At 60.8% G+C, this 19222-nt stretch carries 18 protein-coding genes, 1 tRNA gene and 1 pseudogene; 7 read left to right on the plus strand and 13 right to left on the minus strand.

Annotation, left to right across the window (positions count from 1 at the left end; all coding sequences use genetic code 11):
- The coding region (locus tag ACMNAY_RS11435) for a hypothetical protein (RefSeq protein WP_418719486.1) at window positions 1–521 on the plus strand (521 nt) is incomplete at its 5' end.
- A gap of 150 nt (window positions 522–671) precedes the next feature.
- Here ACMNAY_RS11435 and ACMNAY_RS11440 read toward each other — a convergent pair.
- From ACMNAY_RS11440 to ACMNAY_RS11470, 7 genes are all read right to left on the minus strand, one after another.
- Window positions 672–747 (minus strand) — tRNA-Ala (locus tag ACMNAY_RS11440).
- A 98-nt stretch (window positions 748–845) separates the two neighbouring features.
- Window positions 846–2252 (minus strand): aminopeptidase, encoded by a 1407-nt coding sequence (locus ACMNAY_RS11445; RefSeq protein WP_418719487.1) that lies wholly within the window; start codon window positions 2250–2252, stop codon window positions 846–848.
- Window positions 2253–2271: 19 nt separating this feature from the next.
- The gene (locus ACMNAY_RS11450; protein ID WP_418719488.1) at window positions 2272–2850 is read right to left on the minus strand and encodes a lytic transglycosylase domain-containing protein; all 579 of its coding nucleotides are present in this window, start codon (window positions 2848–2850) and stop codon (window positions 2272–2274) included.
- Window positions 2851–3450, minus strand: coding sequence for a dephospho-CoA kinase (gene coaE / locus ACMNAY_RS11455; RefSeq protein WP_418719489.1), 600 nt, complete (start codon window positions 3448–3450; stop codon window positions 2851–2853).
- Window positions 3447–4466, minus strand: a complete 1020-nt coding sequence (locus tag ACMNAY_RS11460) for an L-threonylcarbamoyladenylate synthase (RefSeq protein ID WP_418719490.1) — start codon at window positions 4464–4466, stop codon at window positions 3447–3449. Before ACMNAY_RS11460 ends, coaE begins: the two co-directional genes overlap by 4 nt.
- Window positions 4463–5551, minus strand: a complete 1089-nt coding sequence (gene prfA, locus ACMNAY_RS11465; RefSeq protein WP_418719491.1) for a peptide chain release factor 1 — start codon at window positions 5549–5551, stop codon at window positions 4463–4465. The genes ACMNAY_RS11460 and prfA overlap by 4 nt, the downstream gene beginning before the upstream one ends.
- A 47-nt stretch (window positions 5552–5598) precedes the next feature.
- The gene (locus ACMNAY_RS11470; RefSeq protein WP_330056738.1) at window positions 5599–5787 is read right to left on the minus strand and encodes a DUF951 domain-containing protein; all 189 of its coding nucleotides are present in this window, start codon (window positions 5785–5787) and stop codon (window positions 5599–5601) included.
- 175 nt (window positions 5788–5962) lie between these two features.
- Between ACMNAY_RS11470 and ACMNAY_RS11475 the strand changes: the two genes are divergently transcribed.
- Window positions 5963–6880 (plus strand): S1 RNA-binding domain-containing protein, encoded by a 918-nt coding sequence (locus ACMNAY_RS11475; RefSeq protein ID WP_418719492.1) that lies wholly within the window; start codon window positions 5963–5965, stop codon window positions 6878–6880.
- 58 nt (window positions 6881–6938) lie between these two features.
- Complete coding sequence (locus ACMNAY_RS11480) at window positions 6939–7505, plus strand: DUF4364 family protein (RefSeq protein WP_394967560.1); 567 nt, start codon at window positions 6939–6941, stop codon at window positions 7503–7505.
- A 47-nt stretch (window positions 7506–7552) separates the two neighbouring features.
- Here ACMNAY_RS11480 and ACMNAY_RS11485 read toward each other — a convergent pair whose 3' ends face one another.
- From ACMNAY_RS11485 to ACMNAY_RS11510, 6 genes and pseudogenes are all read right to left on the minus strand, one after another.
- On the minus strand, window positions 7553–8146 hold the full coding sequence (locus tag ACMNAY_RS11485; protein ID WP_394978167.1) for a sugar transferase: 594 nt from the start codon (window positions 8144–8146) through the stop codon (window positions 7553–7555).
- Window positions 8147–8150: 4 nt separating this feature from the next.
- The gene (locus ACMNAY_RS11490; protein ID WP_418719493.1) at window positions 8151–10031 is read right to left on the minus strand and encodes a polysaccharide biosynthesis protein; all 1881 of its coding nucleotides are present in this window, start codon (window positions 10029–10031) and stop codon (window positions 8151–8153) included.
- A gap of 229 nt (window positions 10032–10260) precedes the next feature.
- Window positions 10261–12372, minus strand: coding sequence for an FAD-dependent oxidoreductase (locus ACMNAY_RS11495; protein ID WP_394978164.1), 2112 nt, complete (start codon window positions 12370–12372; stop codon window positions 10261–10263).
- Window positions 12373–12483: 111 nt separating this feature from the next.
- Window positions 12484–13380 carry an AraC family transcriptional regulator gene (locus tag ACMNAY_RS11500; protein ID WP_394978163.1) on the minus strand — a complete coding sequence of 299 codons (897 nt, stop codon included), beginning with the start codon at window positions 13378–13380 and terminating at the stop codon, window positions 12484–12486.
- 30 nt (window positions 13381–13410) lie between these two features.
- Window positions 13411–14064, minus strand: a complete 654-nt coding sequence (locus ACMNAY_RS11505) for a TetR/AcrR family transcriptional regulator (RefSeq protein WP_418719494.1) — start codon at window positions 14062–14064, stop codon at window positions 13411–13413.
- Window positions 14061–15302 (minus strand): annotated as a pseudogene (locus tag ACMNAY_RS11510) (cation:proton antiporter). Before ACMNAY_RS11510 ends, ACMNAY_RS11505 begins: the two are co-directional and overlap by 4 nt.
- A 235-nt stretch (window positions 15303–15537) precedes the next feature.
- Here ACMNAY_RS11510 and ACMNAY_RS11515 point away from each other — a divergent pair.
- From ACMNAY_RS11515 to ACMNAY_RS11530, 4 genes are all read left to right on the plus strand, one after another.
- Window positions 15538–16380 (plus strand): AraC family transcriptional regulator, encoded by an 843-nt coding sequence (locus ACMNAY_RS11515; protein ID WP_394967571.1) that lies wholly within the window; start codon window positions 15538–15540, stop codon window positions 16378–16380.
- A 15-nt stretch (window positions 16381–16395) separates the two neighbouring features.
- Window positions 16396–17373, plus strand: a complete 978-nt coding sequence (locus ACMNAY_RS11520) for a substrate-binding domain-containing protein (protein WP_418719495.1) — start codon at window positions 16396–16398, stop codon at window positions 17371–17373.
- A gap of 25 nt (window positions 17374–17398) precedes the next feature.
- Complete coding sequence (gene rlmD / locus ACMNAY_RS11525; RefSeq protein ID WP_418719496.1) at window positions 17399–19030, plus strand: 23S rRNA (uracil(1939)-C(5))-methyltransferase RlmD; 1632 nt, start codon at window positions 17399–17401, stop codon at window positions 19028–19030.
- Between the two features lie 24 nt (window positions 19031–19054).
- Window positions 19055–19222 (plus strand): DUF6061 family protein (locus ACMNAY_RS11530; protein ID WP_418719497.1); only part of this gene is annotated, 168 nt, incomplete at its 3' end.

Consider the following 19222-nt stretch of genomic DNA (forward strand, 5'->3'; position numbering starts at 1 on the left):
ATGCCAACAAGTATAGTGGGGATAGCAATAAACCCCAAAAACTTAGAAATGTTTTTTGTTCCGCTAATTACACTAACACTTTCAAGAATAAAAAGGAATCTAAAAGTGAAAAGGCGCAAAGTATTAAGTCTTCTTATGATCTTGTTGCTGATTGCTGGAAAAATATAGATTTAATTCTCAACGACTACGTTCATGTCAATTCAATTGAATGCATAAAAGCAAACGGATACCTTGCCCGTCAACAACGAGAAGAACTGTCAAATGTTTTATTCAACGTATTACGGAAAATAACAGTGATTTTTCTTTCATTACTATCAATGATTCATCCCTCGGCGCTTTCTGCCAACGATTATGTATTTACATACGAAATTACCGGGAAATTTGTTGATGGCTTGCAATATGAGGTTCCATTAGGCATTGTGAACTATCTTCAGAAATATGCCGACCAAGTTAATCCTGACCTTCTCAAATTCATTCAGGAGAACAATTCTTTAAGTATGAAAATACGGCCAGACACATGATGACTGGGGCAAAGCCATTACATTGTGGGATTTACCAAATAAAAAGGCGCACTACAGTTTTGGATACAACCGTAGCGCGCCTTTTTAAGCCGTATAATAAACAAATCCGAACCCATCGCCGATCGGCACAAGGTTCGGATTTGTTTGTTTTGGTGGAGATGAGGGGGATCGAACCCCTTACCTCTTGAATGCCATTCAAGCGCTCTCCCAAGTGAGCTACACCCCCACGGGCTTGCCGTCTCGCGACTGCTTTGCTATTATAGCAAACCCTGCGGGGAATGTCAACCCTCTTTTTCGAGAAAATTTGAAGGATTTTTTCGCGGCTTATTCGGCGCTGTCGTTGAAGGCCTTGAACGCCTTGTAGGCCATGTAGACGTCGATCTTGGCCACCATCTCAAAGGGCGAGTGCATGCTCAGCACGGGCACGCCCACATCCAGAGTGTCGATGTTATGGGAGGCCACATACTTGGCGACGGTGCCGCCGCCGCCCTGGTCCACCTTGCCCAGCTCGCCGATCTGCCACACGGCGCCGGCAGCGTCAAATACGCGGGTGAAGTAGCTCACCAGTTCGGCAGAGGCGTCGTTGGCGCCGCCCTTGCCGCGGGAGCCGGTGTACTTGGAGATGGCCACGCCCTTGCCCACAAAGGTGCTGTTCTGTGCCTCAAAGGCGGAGGGGAAAGTGGGGTCGAAGGCAGCGGTCACGTCGGCGGACAGGCACTTGGAATTCTGGAAGCAGAGGATGTCGTCCGCGCCCTGGGCCTTGCACAGCTGCTGCACGAAGTGGAACACATACATGCTGTTCAGGCCGGTGACGCCCTCGGAGCCGATCTCTTCCTTATCGGTGAGCACGCAAACGGTGGTGTAAACGGGGAGCTTAGTTTCCATCTCGGCGATGAGGGCAGGATAAGCGTCCACACGGTCGTCGTGGCCGTAGGCGCCGATGAGGCCGCGGTCAAAGCCCACGTCCTTCGCCTTGAAGGCAGGCACAGCCTCCAGCTCGGCGCTGATGAAGTCACGCTCGGTGATGCCGTACTTGTCGTTCAGCAGCTTCAGCGCCAGCAGCTTGACCCGGTCCTTGACCTCTTTGTCGGCGTAGGGCAGGCTGCCCACCACGATGTTCAGCTCTTCGCCCTTCACGCCTTCGCTGAGCTTGCGCTCGTTCTGCTCCGCGCCCAGGTGGGGCAGCAGGTCGGTGATGCAGAAAACGGGATCGCTCTCGTCCTCGCCGATGCAGACGTTCACCTGGGTGCCGTCCGCCTTGCAGATGACGCCGTGCAGCGCCAGCGGGGTGGCGACCCACTGGTACTTGCGGATGCCGCCGTAGTAGTGGGTCTTGAGCAGGGCCAGTTCGCTGTTCTCATACAGCGGGTTGGGCTTAATGTCCAGACGGGGAGCGTCGGTGTGGGCGATGTTCATATGTACGCCCTCGGCCAGGGGCTTCTGGCCCATGGTGGCGGCGATGACGCTCTTGCCCCGGTTGTTCAGATACACCTTGGCGCCGGGGGCATAGTTGGTACCGGGCACGAAGGGAACGTAGCCGTTCTCCTCCAGCAGCTTCACGGTGTAGGCGGTCACGTCCCGCTCGGTCTTGCCGTTATCCAGAAAAGCCTTGTAGCCCTCGCAGAATTCATCCGCCGCCTTGTTCAGCTCCTCGCTGGCCTCGGCCGCGTGGGGACGGGTGTACAACAGCTGCTCGGCCAGCTTCTGGCCTTCGGTCATTTCTTTGCTCATAATAGATTCCTCGCTTTCTTCAGGCTTCGTAAAGAGTCTGATATCGTTCATAGGCCCGGTTGATCTTGGTGACATACAGGCCCATTTGCTGATAAGGGAAGGTGTGCAGCACTTCGCCGTCGGCGGAGTAGTCGCTGCTTTCCAGCAGGCCGTCCACGGTGCCCCAACCGCTGTGGTAAGCCGCCGCCGCGGTGGACACGTCGCCGTGGTACCGCTCAAGGCATTCGGAGATATAATAGACGCCGAAGCGGATGTTCACCGCCGGGTCGTAAAGGTCATCGAAGGTGAGATCCTCGCCGGGTGCGATTTTGCTTTTGATCCAGTCGAAGGTGACCTCGGTGATCTGCATCAGGCCCCGGGCACCCACATTGGACTCGGCGCCGGGGTCAAAGCCGCTCTCGGTGCGTATCACTGTGTAGATAAGGAGCGGGTCCACGCCGTTCGCTGCGGCTTCATTTTCCACATATTCTGTATATTTCAAAGGGTAGCGCATCAAATCGATGCGGTGAAGCCCCTCCTGCAGGCCCCGCACTGCCAGCACGATCACTGCCGCGAGCACCACGAGCCATAAAATTCGTTTTGTGAACTTTTTTGCCACTCATGCACCGCCTTTCTCCTGCTCAAGCGCCGTCAGTGCCTGGCGCCGAAGATGTTCCATGTCTTTGTCGTTGCGTATCTCTCGCACCGCGGCTTTGCGCAGCGTGCGCACCGGCAGCTGGGCCGCCAGGCGTGCCCGGGCCTGCTGCCGGGTGAGGCCGTCCCGCTTGCGGATACGCGCCACGCTCTGTTCGTAGGGCGCGCTCACAAGCCAGATGGCGTCGCAATGTTTTTCGAGGGGCGCGCCCACGATGACCGCACCGTCCACAAAAAAGAGTTCCTCTCCTCTGCTTTTTGCCTCGTCGGCGGCGGCCAGCAGGCGGGCGACAATCTCCGGGTGGGTGATGCTTACCAGCCTTTGGGTGCTTTCTTCATCCCGGAAGGCCCGGTCCGCCAGCAGCTGCCGGTTCACCGTGCCCTGGGGCGTAATTAAATCGGGGCCAAAGGCCTCGGTCAGCTTTCCAATGCAAGGCGAGCCGGGCTCCAACACCTGCCGAGCCACCAGGTCGGCGTCCACCACGGTGTAGCCCAGCTGACGATAGAGGGCAGAAACGGCGCTCTTTCCGCAGCCGGAGCGTCCTGTAATGCCAATCACCTTCACAGTTCAACCACCTCGAAGGCAGCGGCACGGACCAGCCGGTTGTAGACCGCGAGACCCACTCCGCCCACATGGGGGCAGCGGGCATAGACCGTCCCGGCGCCCTTTTCGTCCAGGCGGCGCAGGGCGCTGAACAGTTCCCGGGCCTGGGCCGCGTCGTCCTCTTGGGCGCCGTAGCTGATGAAGGGCACCGGCAGCTGTTCGCCCTCGCCGTCAAAGCAAAGGGCCCAAACGCCGGGGCCGGCGTGATCGCACACATATTTGCGGTAGGCTTCAAAATCGCCCCGCAGGATGGTCACATGGGCCTTGGGAGCATAGTGCTTGTACTTCATGCCGGGGCTGCGGGCGGTCTCCCCTTCTTTCAGCTTGTGGAGCACCGCGCCCGCCAGCTGCACCTCGCAGCCCAGCACCTGTTCCAGCTGCTCTTTGGTGACAAAACCGGGGCGCAGCAGTACGGGCTGCTCCCCCGCCAGGGTAACGACGGTGGACTCCACCCCCACGCCGCAGGCGCCGCCGTCCAGAATGAGGGGCAGACGGCCGTCCATATCGGCCATCACGTCCTCCGCGATGGTGGGGCTGGGCCCGCCGGAACGGTTGGCCGAAGGCGCTGCCAGAGGCAGGCCGCTGGCGGCGATGACCGCCCGGGCCACCGGGTGGCTGGGCATGCGGATGGCCACCGTGTCCAGACCAGCGCAGACTTCGTCCGCCACCTTGGGGCCACGAGGCATGATGATGGTGAGGGGGCCGGGCCAGAAAGCCTCAGCCAGCGCCTTCGCACCCTCGGGCACACAGGCCACCAGCCCCTCCAGCATCTCCATCCGGTCGATGTGGACGATGAGGGGATTGTCCTGGGGGCGGCCCTTGGCCTCGAAGATTTTTTTGACCGCCGCGCCGTTGAAGGCACTGGCGGCGATGCCGTAGACGGTCTCGGTGGGGATGGCCACAATTTCCCCTGCCTGCAGCAGTTCGGCGGCTTTGTTCACCGAGGCCTCGTCGGCCTTTGTCAGAATGGTGTTCATAGTGTTGCTTCCTTTTCCTGGGCGGCCTGCAGCCGCCGGGTCTGGTCGGCGGTGATGAGGGCGTTCAGCACCTCATCCAGCGCGCCGTCCATCACGCTGTCGAGTTTGTAGAGGGTGAGGCCGATGCGGTGATCGGTGACCCGCCCCTGGGGGAAATTGTAGGTGCGGATGCGCTCGGAGCGGTCGCCGGTGCCCACCTGGCTGCGCCGGTCGGCGTCGATGGCGTCCTTCTGGGCCTGCTGTTTTTCCGCCAGCAGGCGGCTGCGCAGCACCTTGAGGGCTTTATCTTTGTTTTTGTACTGGCTGCGCTCGTCCTGGCATTCCACCACCATGCCGGTGGGCAGATGGGTCACCCGGATGGCGCTGGAAGTCTTGTTGACGTGCTGGCCGCCCGCGCCGGAAGAGCGGAAGGTGTCGAATTTCAAATCGGCGGGGTCCAGCTGAACGTCCACCTCTTCGGCTTCGGGCATCACCGCCACCGTAACGGTAGAGGTGTGGATGCGGCCCTGGGTCTCAGTCTCGGGCACCCGCTGCACTCGGTGAACGCCGCTCTCGTATTTGAGGCGACTGTAGGCTCCCTCGCCCTGCACCGATACGCTGATCTCCTTCACGCCGCCCAGTTCGGTCTTGTTCAGGTTCAGCACCTCGCACTTCCAGCCCTTAGCGGCGGCGTACATGCTGTACATCCGCCAGAGGCTGGCAGCAAAGAGGGCGGCTTCCTCGCCGCCGGCGCCGCTTCGAATTTCCAGGATGACGTTGCGGTCGTCGTTCTCGTCCCGGGGCAAAAGCAGGATGCGCAGGGTCTGTTCCAGCTCCTCCTGCTTTTGCCGGCCCTCGCTGTACTCGGTCTGGACCATCTCCCGGAAGTCCGGTTCCAGGCCCCCTTCGTCCAGCAGGGCGCGGGCCTCGGCGCACCCGGCGCACACCCGCTCGTACTCGTCCAGCGCCTCCATCAGCGGAGTAAGGCGCTTATACTCCTTCATCAGCGCGGCGTAGCGCCCGCCGTCGGCCAGAATGGCCGGGTCCTGCAGCGAGAGGTTCACCTCATCGTAGCGGCGGCGCACCCTGCGCAGCTGTTCCAGCATGGGGTTTGCTCCTTTCCGTTTTGCGTTTTAAAAGGCAAAACGGCGCGCTATTCCTCGCCGGGGCGGATGATCTTTTTGATGTTCTTTTCGATTTTGGCCCGGGGGAGCATGACCTCCCGCCCGCAGCCGGTGCAGCGAATTTTGAAGTCCATTCCCACCCGCAGCACGTCAAAGCAGGCCGCGCCGCAGGGGTGCGGTTTCTTTGTCAAAATCTGATCGCCCACGCGCACGTCCACAGGCCGGTCCTCCCTTGCAGTTTCCGCGCCTCGCCCGCGCGGACGAGGTCAATTTAATATTATATACCTTTGCGCCGGTTTTGCAAATATCCCCCGACGCGGCCGCATATATTTTTTAAAAACGCGCGCCACAGGCGCAGCGCGGACAAAACCAGACAAAGTGAGGATGGAAACAATGGTGGAATATACCCCTGAGGGCAAAGGCTGGGACGCGCGGCGGCTGACCGAGAGCCAGCTGGCCGAGGCCTGTGCCGCCGGCAGCATTCTGGAAAGCACAGCCCTCGCCTATGACCGGGAGCGGCAGCTGGTGTTCGAGCTGGCGGGCCGCCCCGCCCGCATGCCCCACGACGAATGCGCCGCCGGCGCGGCCCAGGGCTCGGTGCGGGACGTGGCGCTGCTGACGCGGGTGGGCAAGCCCACCTGTTTTTGCATCACTGCCCTGCCCGAAGGGGCCGAAGGCGCGTATCTGCTCTCCCGGCGGCGGGCGCAGGAGACCTGCCAGCGAGAATATCTGGACGCCCTGCGCCCGGGTGATCTGCTGCGCTGCACCGTGACCCATCTGGAAAGTTTCGGCGCGTTCTGCGACGTGGGCTGCGGCATCAGCGCACTTTTACCCATCGACTGCATGTCCGTCTCCCGCATTCAGAGCCCGGCGGACCGGGTGGGCGTGGGCCAGACGCTGACCTGCGCGGTGAAAAGCCGGGATGAAAAAGGCCGCCTTGTGCTGACTTTGCGGGAACTACTGGGCACCTGGCAGGAAAACGCCGACCGCTTTTCGCCGGGCGAGACGGTGGTTGGTCTGGTGCGCAGCATCGAAAGCTACGGGGTGTTCATTGAGCTGGCCCCAAACCTGGCCGGGCTGGCGGAGCGGTGCGAGGGCCTGCGTCCGGGCCAGCCGGTGAGCGTTTTCATCAAGAGTATTCTGCCCGAAAAGATGAAGATAAAACTGGTCATCGTGAACCGTGAGCTGGCGGGGCCGCTGTTTTTCGCCCCCCGCTACTTCATCACCGAGGGACGGTTGGAGCGCTGGGTCTACTCCACGCCGGGCAGCAAAAAACGCATCGAAACGGATTTTGCCGCATCGGCCTTGTAAAAACGGGGAATTTTCACTATAATAATTCCTGGAAATACCCCGAAAAGGAAGTGCGAAGATGGCCGGAAATGCCTTTACCTTCGGCGTAAAGCCGGGCGGATTGACAGAGAACACCGAAGTCCGCATCCTGCTGTGCTATCTCATCAAGACCGTTGCGCCCATGGCTCCCCTCACCCGGGCGGAGATCGAACAGGCGCTGCTGGGCGAACAGCTGGTGAACTATTTTGAGCTGAGCGCCGGCCTTGCGGATCTGGAGGAGAACGGCCTGGCCACGGTGGACGAGGCAGGCGGCTATTCCATCACCCCCAAGGGCCTCGCGGTGGCGGACGAACTGAGCATCGACCTTTTGCCCCGCACGGTGCGGGAGGCGGCGGTGCGGGCGGCCGTCCGGGCCCAGCAGTGGGCGCGCAAGGCCTCGCAGCACAAGGCCGAAGTAGAAAAGACCGGCGACGGCTATGTTGTGCGCTGCTCCATCTCCGAGATGGGCAGCCGGCTGTTCGGGCTGGAAGTCCTTCTGCCCGACGCCATGACCGCCGAAATGGCCAAGAACGCTTTCATCGAGCACGGCAGCGACATCTACGCGCAGGTGCTGGGGGCGCTGGCCACGCCGGGGGAAAACGACTGACACAAAGAAAAAGAGCTGTGCGATGTTTCGCACAGCTCTTTTTTGTTTCAGGTATCCTGCTTACCCTCGACCACGCCTTCGTGGTGGAGCACACTGCCGATGGTGCGGAAGAAGATTTTCACGTCCAGGGCAAAGGAAAGGTTTTTAGCATAATAGCCGTCCAGCTCGGCCTTCACGGGGATGGGCAGTTCGTCCCGCCCGTGGACCTGGGCGTAGCCGGTGAGGCCGGGCACACAGTCGTTTGCACCGTATTTGTCCCGCTCGGCCACCAGGTCGTCCTGGTTCCACAGCGCCGGCCGGGGCCCCACCACGCTCATCTGGCCCAGGAAGATGTTGAAAATCTGAGGCAGTTCGTCCAGACTGGTGCGGCGCAGAAAACGCCCGGCGCTGGTGATGAAAGCGTCCGGGTTTTCCAGCATGTGGGTGGGCATGTCGTGGGGGGTGTCGGTGCGCATGGTGCGGAACTTATAAATTTTAAAGAAGGTCTTGCCCTTCCCCACTCTCTTTTGGGTGAAGAGCACCGGCCCCGGGGAGGAAACCTTGACCCACACCGCTATGACCGCCAGCAGCGGCGAAAGGCACAAAATGGCCAGACCGCTGCAGAGAATGTCCAGCGCGCGTTTGAAGAAATGTTTATACACCGGTTCAGCCCTCCCCTATGCCTGTTTCGTCCCGCCGGTGACGGAAGGTGGGCACCATGTCGGTGAGCGCCTGCACCAGGTTTTCGCTGTTGTTGCTGTAGGCGATTTGTTTGAGCGCCATCAGGTGGTCGAAGAAGGTCTGGTTGTTCAGCTTCAGCGGCGCGCCGATATAAATCTTGCGGTTGTCGGTCTTGCGCAGGCCCTCCTCGTCCATCAGCATCTCTTCATAGAGTTTCTCGCCGGGACGCAGGCCGGTGAACACGATCTGGATATCCTTGTAAGGGATAAAGCCGGAGAGCTTGATGAGGTTTTCGGCCAGGTCCAGAATGCGCATGGGCTTGCCCATGTCCAGCACGAAGATCTCACCGCCGTTGGCCATGGCGCCGGCTTCCAGCACCAGGCTCACCGCCTCGGAAATGGTCATGAAATAGCGCACGATGTCCGGGTGGGTGACGGTGACCGGGCCGCCCGCGGCGATCTGATCCTTGAACAGGGGGATGACCGACCCGTTGGAGCCCAGCACGTTGCCGAAACGCACGGCGGCAAAGCGGGTCTTGCTGCGCTGGGCCATGGCCTGCACCACCATCTCGCACAGGCGCTTGGTGGCGCCCATCACGTTGGTGGGGTTCACCGCCTTGTCGGTGGAGATGAGCACAAAGCGCTCAGCGGCGTATTTGTCGGCGCAGACGGCCACGTTGTAGGTGCCGAAGACGTTGTTCTTCACCGCCTCTTCGGGGCTGTCCTCCATCAGCGGCACATGCTTGTGGGCTGCCGCATGGAAAATCACCTGGGGGCGCAGGCGGCTGAACAGAGCGTCCATCTTTTTGGAGTCGCGCACCGAGGCGATGAGCACTTCCAGGTTCAGCTCGTCGCCGTATTTACGGCGCAGCTCCTGCTGGATGGCGTAGGCGTTGTTCTCGTAGATGTCCATGATGATGAGCATCTCGGGCTTGCAGCTGGCGATCTGGCGGCAGAGCTCGGAACCGATGGAACCGCCGCCGCCGGTGACCATGATGCGCTTGCCGCCCACGAACTGGGTGATGAGGCTGGAAAGCTGCACTTCGTCCCGCCCCAGCAGGTCCTCCACTTTCACGTCGCGGATGCGGCTGGCAAGGTCCTTGCCGTCGGTGATCATCTTCACGATGTCCGGCAGGATCTTCACGTTGCACTTGGTGCGGTTGCAGATGGAGAGCACCCGGCGGCGGTTGTCCTCGTCCATGGTGGGGATGGCCAGCAGGATGGTCTCGATTTCGCAGCGCTCCACCAGTTCCGGAATGTCCTCGGTGGTGCCCATGATCTGCACGCCCATGATATAGCGGCCCTGCTTTTCCGGCGCGTCATCCACGCAGCAGATGATGTTCATTTCCGGGTTTGCCGCCTTGTACTGCTCGTGGAGCAGGGTGCTGGCGGCGTCGCCCGCGCCGATGAGCAGGGTGCGGCGGGCCAGGCGCTTGCCCTGCCGCCCCAGCTTGACGTTCCGGTACATTCGGTAGGTCAGGCGGGAATACAGCGTAAGGGCCACCGCGAACAGGCCGCTGAGGAAATAGACCGAGCGGGGCACCGGCGTTTCGCTGAAGATGAAAAAGGAGCACACGCCAAACAGCGCCACGGCGATGATGGAGGCCACACACAGACGGAAGAACTCCACGATCTCGGCGTAGCGCCAGAGGCTGTCATACATACCCATGAGAGCATAGACGATCTCAAAGCAGCTGACAAACAAAAACCAGCTGGCTACAAGCAGGCTGGAATAACGCTGGTAATCGGCCCGGCCGTTGATGATCACCCAGGGCGCAATGTAGGCCAGAGAGATCACCACGATGTCGAAGGCGATCAATATTTGTTTTCGGAACCGGCTGAGCAGCCGGGAAAGGGTCTCGCTCAAAATTATCACCAATTCTTCTTGGTCCGTCCTCCGCCGCAGAACAGGTGCGGAAAGCCGGCGGGACAGGGTTTTCTTTTTTACTGTTTTGTTATATTTTACAACATCCGGCCCTCAGAATCAATCCACATTTTATATTTTGCCCGTTCAGCCCGGCGAAAACCGTCGCCCGGCGGGCACAAAAAGGCCCGGTCCGGCTTTTTCAGCCGGGCCGGGTCTTCTGCTTTGCGATTCAGCGCAGCAGCTGGCCGCGCACGTCGGCGGGCAGATCATCCACCACGCTGTGGTTGGGATTCATGAGCACGCTCTCCTCCAGCTTCAGGCCGAAGGTCGCGCCCTCCATCACGGCGGCGTGCAGGTTGCGGGGAGCCTTGCTGTCGCCCGCGTTCACCACCGGCACGCCCGCGGCCATCAGCTCATCGAACAGAGCCGTGTTGGAGCGGGTGTTGCAGGTGATGACGTCGTCGATGGCCAGCTCGGTGCGCTGGAAGTTCTTGTCCATCAGCACCACCTTGCCCTCTTCGATGCTGTACACCGTGCTGTTTTCATACACCTTCACCGGGTACTTGAAGGGCTCGCTGTGCAGCGCCTCGGCGTCGGTCTGGGCAAAGCGTTTGCGCAGCACGTACATATGGATGACCTCCACGCTGGCGGCAAACTCCTTTTTGTCGGTGACGATGGTCACGTCCTTGCCCATGCCGGCCAGAGCGGCGGCGGTATCGGCGGCGGCGTAGTGGTCGCCCCAGACCAGCACCTTTTCGCCGGTCTTGCGCATCTTGCGGTCCTTCGGATGGAAGGGGCAGGTCACCTTCGGGCAGGCAATGGCTTCCTCAAAGGGCACCACCCGCTCGGCACCGATGCACTCGGGCACATAACTCACCGCGCCGGTGGCGTTGAGCACCACGTCGAATTCCTTCAGCTGCTCCACGGTGGGGCAGGTGTGCAGCCGCACGTCCACGTTCAGATCCTTGATCTGGCCGCGGATCCAGTCGGCGTACCACTTCATCTTCTCCTTGCCGGGGGCCATGCAGCAGCCCAGAATGGCGCCGCCCAGCTCGCCTGTCTTTTCAAACAGGGTCACTTTGTGGCCGCGGACGGTGGCGATGCGGGCCGCCTCCATGCCGGCGGGGCCGCCGCCCACGATGCCCACCTTCAAGGGCGCCGCGGCGGGTTTGAGGTCGTCGAACTCCATGTGGCCGCAAGCGGGGTTGATGGCGCAGCCAATTTCCTTTTTGGCCATCATGCTTTCCTGCCAGCAGCCGGTGAGGCAGGAGATGCAGCGGCGGATCTGCTCCGGTTTGCCCATGTAGGCCTTCATGGGCCAGTAGGGGTCGCACAGCAGCTGGCGGGCCAGGCCGATCATGTCGGTGTCGCCACTTTCCACCAGGTGGTCGCAGTAGTCCGGGTTGCGGAAGGTGTGGCTGTTGATCACCGGGATGGAGACGGCCTTCTTCACCGCCTGGGAGGCGTAGACCGTCCAGCCCTCAGGGTAGTACATGGGGTCGAAGCCCGCGCCCGGGCTTTCCTGGATGCACTGGCTCAAATCCAGCGCGGCCACGCCGGCACGCTCGAATTCCACCGCCATGCGCACGCTCTCTTCCAGCTCACGGCCGCCTTCCACCCATTCGTCCGCCGAGTAGCGCACCAGAATGGGGAAATTCTTGCCGCACTTTTTCTGGATGGAGGAGATGATGGCCAGCGGGAAGCGCATGCGGTTCTCAAAGCTGCCGCCCCAGCGGTCGTTGCGTTTGTTGAGATAGGGAGACATGAACTGGGAGATGAGGTAGCCGTGGGCGGCGTGCAGCTCCACGCCGTCGAAACCCGCCTGTTTAACACGCCAGGCGGCCTCGGAGAATTTGTCCACCATGTCCACAACCTCCTCGGTGGTCATGGCGCGCACGGGCTTGCCCTTCTCCTCGGCGTTTTCATAAACGATCTCATGGCCGGCACTCCAGGGCAGCTTGACCACCATATCCGTGGCAGACATGGTGTTGTAGCGGGGAACGGCGCACTGGCGGCCCGGGTGCTGCAGCTGCACCACGCACTTGGCGCCGTATTTGTGCATCCCTTCCGCAAGGCGGGCAAGGCCGGGGATGCAGCTGTCGCTGTCCGCCACAAGGCCGGTCACGGTGGGGCGGCCGGTCTTGCCGTCCGGCGAGGTGGCGCCCACGATGATGAGGCCCGCGCCGCCTTTGGCGATCTGGCTGTGATGGTGGATGTCCCGCTCGCTCACCGAGCCGTCGGCGTTGGAAGAACTGACGTCGGTGGGCACATGGCAGATGCGGTTGGGCACCGTCATGTTGCCGATCTGGATGGGGGTGAACAAATGCTCATAGTGTGGCATAAAATCGCTCCTTTTCTCACAAGTCATACAAAATTTGCAGAAAAAGGGTATTGCTTCTGTTTTTATTGTATATCTCAGAGAAAAGGAGTGAAATGTCAAATGCGACTTTGTTTATATCAAATCCGGCTGTTCTTTTTGCGCCGCACGAAGAGCGGAACGCCAGGCGCGGGGCGTGACGCCCTCCGCCTGCTCGAACATTTTATAAAAGTGATAGGGGTTGGAAAATCCGGCTTCCCGCACGGCGGCCGCGATGGGCATGCCGGTGGAGGCGATGAGCCGCCGTGCCTCCAGATAGCGCAGGTTGCTCACATACTCCTGAAAGCTCATGTGCATCTCCTGCCGGAACAGGTGACGGAAGCGGGATTCGCTCAAAAAGCACTGGGCAGCCGCCTCCTGCTGGGTCAGCCGCCCGGTGAAATGGGCGTCGATGTAAGCCAGGGCCGGGCGCAGGCGCAGATAGCCTGCCAGTCCCCTGCCCCGGGCCTGTTCGTCCAGTTCCATATAGCTGCACACCTGCGCCAAAATCAGTTGAAGCCGGGCGCGGATCAGGCGTTGCTGGCCGCTGCGGGCAAAGACGGCGTCGTTCCACAGCTCCTTCAGCATCGGGCGGAGCGCTCTGCCCGCGGCGGTGCCCACCGGGATATGGGTGCAGCGGTGGGCAGGGTCACAGCGGAAGGGCAGCAGATACTCCGCGCTGCGCTCCCCCGCGTCGTCCAGCAGAAGGCTGGGCAGGAACAGGAAAAAGCGGAAACGGGTGTCCGTGCCCGGGACGCAGGCCGCGCCATGACGCTCCAGGTCATTGGCCAGGAAGATGTCGCCGGTGTGATAGTCGTAGCGCCGGCCCTCAAAATAAAACGCGCCCTCGCCTTTCGTGCACACGCCCAACTCACAGTAGTTGTGCCAATGCAGCCGCGGCGCGCCGTCCGCAAGGCTGTCGGTGACGGTGTACTCCAGCACCGAAAAAGGGAATTCCGCGTTCAAACGGTAATCCCAGAAAAAGCTTTCCATTCTCTCGCCTCCATCTTGTTCGGGGTAGCCTCACAGGCAGCGGGCAGCCGCCGCAGGTTCTCCGTCCGGCCGCCGGAAAAGGCCAAACAGGATCAGATCCAGCAATCCACCGGCAGTGCTGAGCATGGAGCGCACGTCCTGGGCCGGGCAGTCGCTGCAATAATCGTTGAGAATGTTCTGAAAATACGGCTCCACGCTCTCCAGATAGCGGGCGGCGGCCTCCGGCTCCAGCCCCTGCCGCAGCGGCATCCGCGCCGTCAGACCCGCAATGAACGCCCGGTTCAACCGCCTTACCGGGACACGCAGCGCCTCGATCTGGCCCACCAGGTGCTTTGGCGGGCGGAGCATGGCGCTTTCAAAAATGCCCTTTTGCAGGGGGCGCTGCTCGAAAAAGCGTTCCCGCAGCACGAAAAAGCTCTTGACGGCCTCCCGGACGTCCAGTTTCTCCAGCGACTCCATCTCCCCTTCGATGTAGGCTTCCAGTTCCCGGAAGGTCCGCTCCACACACAGCAGGAAAAGCTCGTCCTTGCCGGTGTAGTAATGATACATCATTCCTTTGGAGATGCCGTGCTTCGCGCAGATGCGCTCCATATTCACGCCGTCGTAGCCGACGGTGCCGAATTCTTCCTGTGCCGCGCGGAAGATCTCTTCCCTGCTGCGCTGCTGCCGTTCCTGCTGGGTCATGCCGCGCCTCCCTCCTTCGCTTTGTGCAGCTCGCCAGCCCATTCAAAGCCTTTCTTGGCCATGAACACCGCGATGATCTCATTGATGACTGCCGCCGCGGCCACCGTGCCCTGGATGAGGGCCGCGCTCTCTGGCGCGGGGCCTTCCAGCACCGAGACCACAATGCCGGTGAACACCAGCGAAACGCCGGAGTGAGGCAGCAGCGTGAAGCCCAGGTATTTTTTCACCGTGGCGGGCGCATGGGTGACCGCCGCGCCCAGAAATGCGCCGCTGTATTTACCCACGGCCCGGGCGGCGATGTAGACCGCCGTGTAGAGTCCCGCGCCAAAGACCAGGTGATAGTCCAGCGGCGCGGCAAGGTTCAGGATGACCACGATCATGGAAAATCCGATGACCGGCGTCATTACCTTCATGATGCTGCCCAGCTGTTCCTCCGTGATCATGTTGGCAAAGGCGGCAGAGTAGGACATGCCGATGAGCATGAAGTTCAGCACCGGCGTTTGCAGCATGCTGTTGATGGCAAAGCCCAGCCCCGCGGATGCGACCAGCATCCCCAGCATAACGGCCAGCATCACCTCCGGCGTTTTTATTCGCCGCAGGATCTTGCCCGCCAGAAAGCCCACCGCCCCGCCAATGACCACCGGCAGAAACACCAGAAGCAGCAGGGCAAACACCGGGATGCCGGCGGTGGAGAGATGGGCGGACACGCCGGCCACCACCATGAAAAAGACCAGCGCCCCCACCAAATCGTCCAAAGCGGCCATGGGGATGAGCGTGCGGGTCACCGGGCCGTCCGTGCCCAGGCTGTTGACCACCGAAAGCGAGGGCGCGGGCGCCGTGGCCAGCGCGATGCCGCCCAGCAGCAGCGCGGGATAGATGGGCAAACCGGTGGCCCAGAACAGAACGCCGAACACCGCGCTCACCAGCACGAAGGTGCCCAGAGACTCGGTGAGGGTGGTGATGAGGATCTGCGGCCCGGCCTTCTTCATCCGTTTCCAGATCAGCTCGGTGCCGATCATCAGGCCAAACACGCACTCCAGCAGGTTTTCGGCAGCCTAAAACCAGGCGGCGTTCAGCACCGACTCTCCCAAAAGGCCGAGGGCGTGCGGCCCAATGGCCATGCCAGCGATCAGCCACCCCAGAATGGCGGGCAGCTTCAGTTTTGCGATCAGCTTGCCTGCCACGAACGCAATGCCCACAGCAGCCGCAAGCCGAAGAATATCCTCCAGGATCTCCATGAACCCCCATCTCCTTGCAGAACTTAACAGACGGACCCGTCTGTTTTTCACAGTATACATCTTTTAGACGGATTCGTCTATATTTCATCTGAAAACAAATTGTTAAGTTTTGCTCGTTCGTGGGCCAAAAAAGCGCTGGAAAAGCCTCGCAAGCGATGGACTTTTGTTGAATTATCTGATAAAATATTTTTGTTTGCCGGATAAAAACGATCCGGCGCGGCGAGGAGGCTTTATTTTGGCGGAGATTTACAAACAATCCTTTAAACAGGATTATTCCGACCATGTGGAAATGGCCATTTTCAACTGCGGCCTGGAGCACTGCGCCCCGCTTCACAGCTGGGGGCCGGCGGTGCGAGACCATTACCTCATCCATCTGGTGGTGGACGGCCACGGCTGCTACCGCGCCGGCGGGCAGGAGCATCACCTTGGCCCCGGCGACCTGTTTTTGCTGCGGCCGGGCCAGCTGGCCGGCTACAGCGCCAGTGAGGACGACCCCTGGGAATATTACTGGGTGGGGTTCAACGGAGCCTACGCCGCAAAGCTTGTGCAGCACACCCCTTTCACCGAGCAGAAGCTGGTGTTCCATTCCAGCCGTCCTGAGCCGCTGCAGCAGGCGCTGCTGAGCATCTTTGACGCCCGCGGCCCCAAACCTGAAAACGAGGCGGCCATGGTGGGTAACCTGTATCTTTTCCTGTCGGAGCTGATGCGTCAGGCGGCGGAAAAAGAGATCCACGCCCCCAGCGCCGGCAGCCAGTATGTGCTGAGCGCCATCAAGTACATTCAGTTCAACTACTCCCACGAGATCACCATCGACGACATCGCCCGCACCGTGGGCGTCAGCCGCAGCCACCTCTACCGCCTGTTCATGAGCAATGTGGGCCAGAGCCCCATTGACTACCTCACCTCCTACCGCATTGGAGAGGCGTGCAATCTTTTGAAAAACTCCCAGCTCTCCATCGCCGAGATCGCGGCCAGCGTGGGTTTTTCCGACAAATTCTATTTTTCCAGAGTGTTCAAAAAATCCATGGGCGTGCCGCCCAGCCGTTATCTCAGCGCTATGCATGATCACCGCGCCTGACCGGGAGTTTACGCCATGAAACATATTTTTTCCATTCTTTTCAAAGCTCTGCTGATTGCAGGAGCCGTTGTCTCCTGTATTGTATTTTACCTTTACACCATCGGTTTCTTTTCTCCTGCTCCCTCGGTGGGGCTGCTCATCTCCCCCTCCGGCCGGACTTATCTGGACGCCTCCGTTCTGGAAGCCGACCTTGCCGCCCATGATGTAGAGCTGCTTACCACCGGGGCCGACGAGTCTCCCGCTGTGGCAGCGTCCCGCCTGCTGGCAGCCGGCGCCAAGGTGCTCATCGTCCCCCAGGATGACGCTGCCGTCACCCCTGCGCTGGTGACCGCCGCCGAAAAGGCGGGCGCATCTGTCTTCTTCGTGGGCGCGTGCCCCGACAGTGAAACGCTTGCCTCCAGTGCCGAATTGTGGTATCTGGGCAGCCTGGCCTCCCACGGAGGCGAACTGCTGGGCAAGGCCATGGCCATGGATTACCGGGACGGTACCGTTTTTGACGTCAACGGCGATCTGCTGCTGCAATATTATCTGTACCAAAGCGCACCCGACGCGGAGCAGGCCGACCTTGCCTCCTACGCGCTGGCCGAGTGCGAGCATTACGGCGTGTACACCGCGCAGGTGAACTACACCGACGAGGAGGGCGCTCCCCTTTCTTTTGACGCCGAGGCCCTTGCCGGCCAGACCGCGCCGGAAGTGATCCTGTGCACCAGCGAGCAGGACGCCCGCGCTGCCTTGGAGACCGCCGCCGCCCTCGGCTGGCTGGACGGCGAGCAGCCGGTGCGCATCTATGCCGCCGCAGACACCCCCGACGCGGCGGACGCTCTTGTGGCCGACGGCGTGCAGGCCGCGGCTCACTACGACCCGGCTCTCATGGCCTCCACTGCGGCGAAGATGGCGCTGAACACGCTGGATCACCAGTTCCCCGGCATCGGAACGGACCTTTCTTCGGACGAGGCGGGACGCTTTATCCTGCCCTATGGCTTGAGCGAATAAAAAAGGAGGGCTTTTCTTGCCCGGTATGAAAAACACTCTGGCGCGGCTCGTCATCGAGAGCCTCTCCAGCGACGGCAGCGGCGTGGGCAGACTGGACGGCAAGGCGGTGTTCGTGCCCGCCACCGCCCCCGACGACGAGATCACCGTGCGCATCGTGAAGGACATGGGCCGCTATGCCTTCGGCATTGTGGAAGAACTCCATCGTTCCGGGCCCGGCCATATCCAACCGGATTGCCCGGTGTATCGTCCCTGCGGCGGCTGCTGCTTCCGTCATCTGGACTACGAGACCGAAGCCTACGCCAAAGAGGGCTTTGTGGCCGACGCCTTCCGGCGGCTGGGCGGCTTTGAGGACCTGCCGGTTCTCCCGCTTTTGACCGGCCCGCTCACTGACCGCTACCGTAACAAGGTGCAGTTCCCCGTGGGATACGACCCGGCGGGCAATGTGACGGCGGGCTTTTTCGCCGGGCGCAGCCACCGCCTCGTCCCCTGTCAGGACTGCCTGCTGCAGCCCAAAGCCCTCAACGACATCGCGGCAGCCGTCTGCGCGTTTTTGCAAAGAAAAGGCATTCCCCTTTACAACGAGGCCAGTCACAAGGGGCTGGTGCGGCACATCTTTCTGCGCCAGGGCTGGCACAGCGGCCAGGTGCTGCTCTGCCTCGTGATCAACGGCCGCAGCCTGCCCCACGGGGAAGAGTTCTGCGCGGAAATGACCCGGCAGTTCCCCCAGATCAAGACCATCGTTCTGAACGTAAATCGCCAGAAAACCAACGTCATCACCGGCGAGGAGTGTATCCCCCTGTTCGGGCCCGGTTTTATCGAGGACACCCTCTGCGGCGTACCGGTGAAGCTGGGGCCGCTCTCCTTCTATCAGGTAAACACCCCCGCCGCCGAGCAGCTTTACGCCGTGGCCCGGGAGTTCGCCGCCCTGTGTCCGGAGGACACTCTGCTGGACCTCTACTGCGGCATGGGGACCATCGGCCTTTCCATGGCGGAGGATTGCCGCGCCCTGGTGGGTGTGGAGATCGTTCCCGAAGCGGTGGAGAGCGCCCGGGGCAACGCCGCCGCCATGGGCGTGGAAAACGCCCGTTTCCTCTGTGCTGACGCGGGACAGGCCGCAACACAGCTGGCCGCCGAGGGCCTCACCCCTCAGGTGATCTGCCTCGACCCGCCCCGCAAAGGCTGCGACGCCGCCACGCTGGACGCGGTGCTGACCATGGCCCCCCGCCGCGTGGTGATGGTGAGCTGCAACGCCGCCACCGCCGCCCGGGACTGCCGTTATCTTGCCGACCGGGGTTATCGCCCGGTGAAGGTGCAGCCGATGGACCTCTTCCCCCGCACAAAGCATGTGGAGACGGTTGTCTTGCTTTCCAAGGGTGAGGTCGACTCGAAAAAGATTCGGGTTGAGTTCTCTTTGGAAGAGATGGATATGTCGGAGTTCCAAGATGGGGCAACCTATCCGCAGATCAAGGAGTATGTTTTGGAACATACCGGGTTAAAGGTGTCAAACCTCTATATCTCACAGATTAAACGGAAATGTGGGATTGAGGTAGGCAAAAACTATAATCTGCCGAAATCCGAGGATTCCAGACAACCCCAGTGTCCGCCGGAAAAAGAGAAAGCAATCCGAGAAGCATTCAAATATTTTGGGATGATCTAACATCCCGCAGAATGGAGGTTTCTTATGGATAGATTGATTTCTTGTGAGTTCAACATGGATACTGCCTGTGTGGAACTGAAATTTGCTGATGGAAGTATGATAGCGATTGACACTATCGCTGTGGAGAACGAGATTGCTGACAACATGTATCAGCGGTCAGAACTGGACTATCTAATCTACAATGACCCGATT

The organism is Candidatus Allofournierella merdipullorum (assembly GCF_048426865.1).
Taxonomy (GTDB): domain Bacteria; phylum Bacillota; class Clostridia; order Oscillospirales; family Ruminococcaceae; genus Allofournierella_A; species Allofournierella_A merdipullorum.

Bases quoted from the DNA above. Each gene is read 5' to 3' on its own strand.
- ACMNAY_RS11480 (WP_394967560.1), top strand. From the start codon at position 6,939: ATGGCCGGAAATGCCTTTACCTTCGGCGTAAAGCCGGGCGGATTGACA.
- ACMNAY_RS11495 (WP_394978164.1), bottom strand. From the start codon at position 12,372: ATGCCACACTATGAGCATTTGTTCACCCCCATCCAGATCGGCAACATG.
- ACMNAY_RS11520 (WP_418719495.1), top strand. From the start codon at position 16,396: ATGAAACATATTTTTTCCATTCTTTTCAAAGCTCTGCTGATTGCAGGA.
- ACMNAY_RS11475 (WP_418719492.1), top strand. From the start codon at position 5,963: ATGGTGGAATATACCCCTGAGGGCAAAGGCTGGGACGCGCGGCGGCTG.
- prfA (WP_418719491.1), bottom strand. From the start codon at position 5,551: ATGCTGGAACAGCTGCGCAGGGTGCGCCGCCGCTACGATGAGGTGAAC.
- ACMNAY_RS11505 (WP_418719494.1), bottom strand. From the start codon at position 14,064: ATGACCCAGCAGGAACGGCAGCAGCGCAGCAGGGAAGAGATCTTCCGC.
- ACMNAY_RS11460 (WP_418719490.1), bottom strand. From the start codon at position 4,466: ATGAACACCATTCTGACAAAGGCCGACGAGGCCTCGGTGAACAAAGCC.
- rlmD (WP_418719496.1), top strand. From the start codon at position 17,399: ATGAAAAACACTCTGGCGCGGCTCGTCATCGAGAGCCTCTCCAGCGAC.
- ACMNAY_RS11500 (WP_394978163.1), bottom strand. From the start codon at position 13,380: ATGGAAAGCTTTTTCTGGGATTACCGTTTGAACGCGGAATTCCCTTTT.
- ACMNAY_RS11445 (WP_418719487.1), bottom strand. From the start codon at position 2,252: ATGAGCAAAGAAATGACCGAAGGCCAGAAGCTGGCCGAGCAGCTGTTG.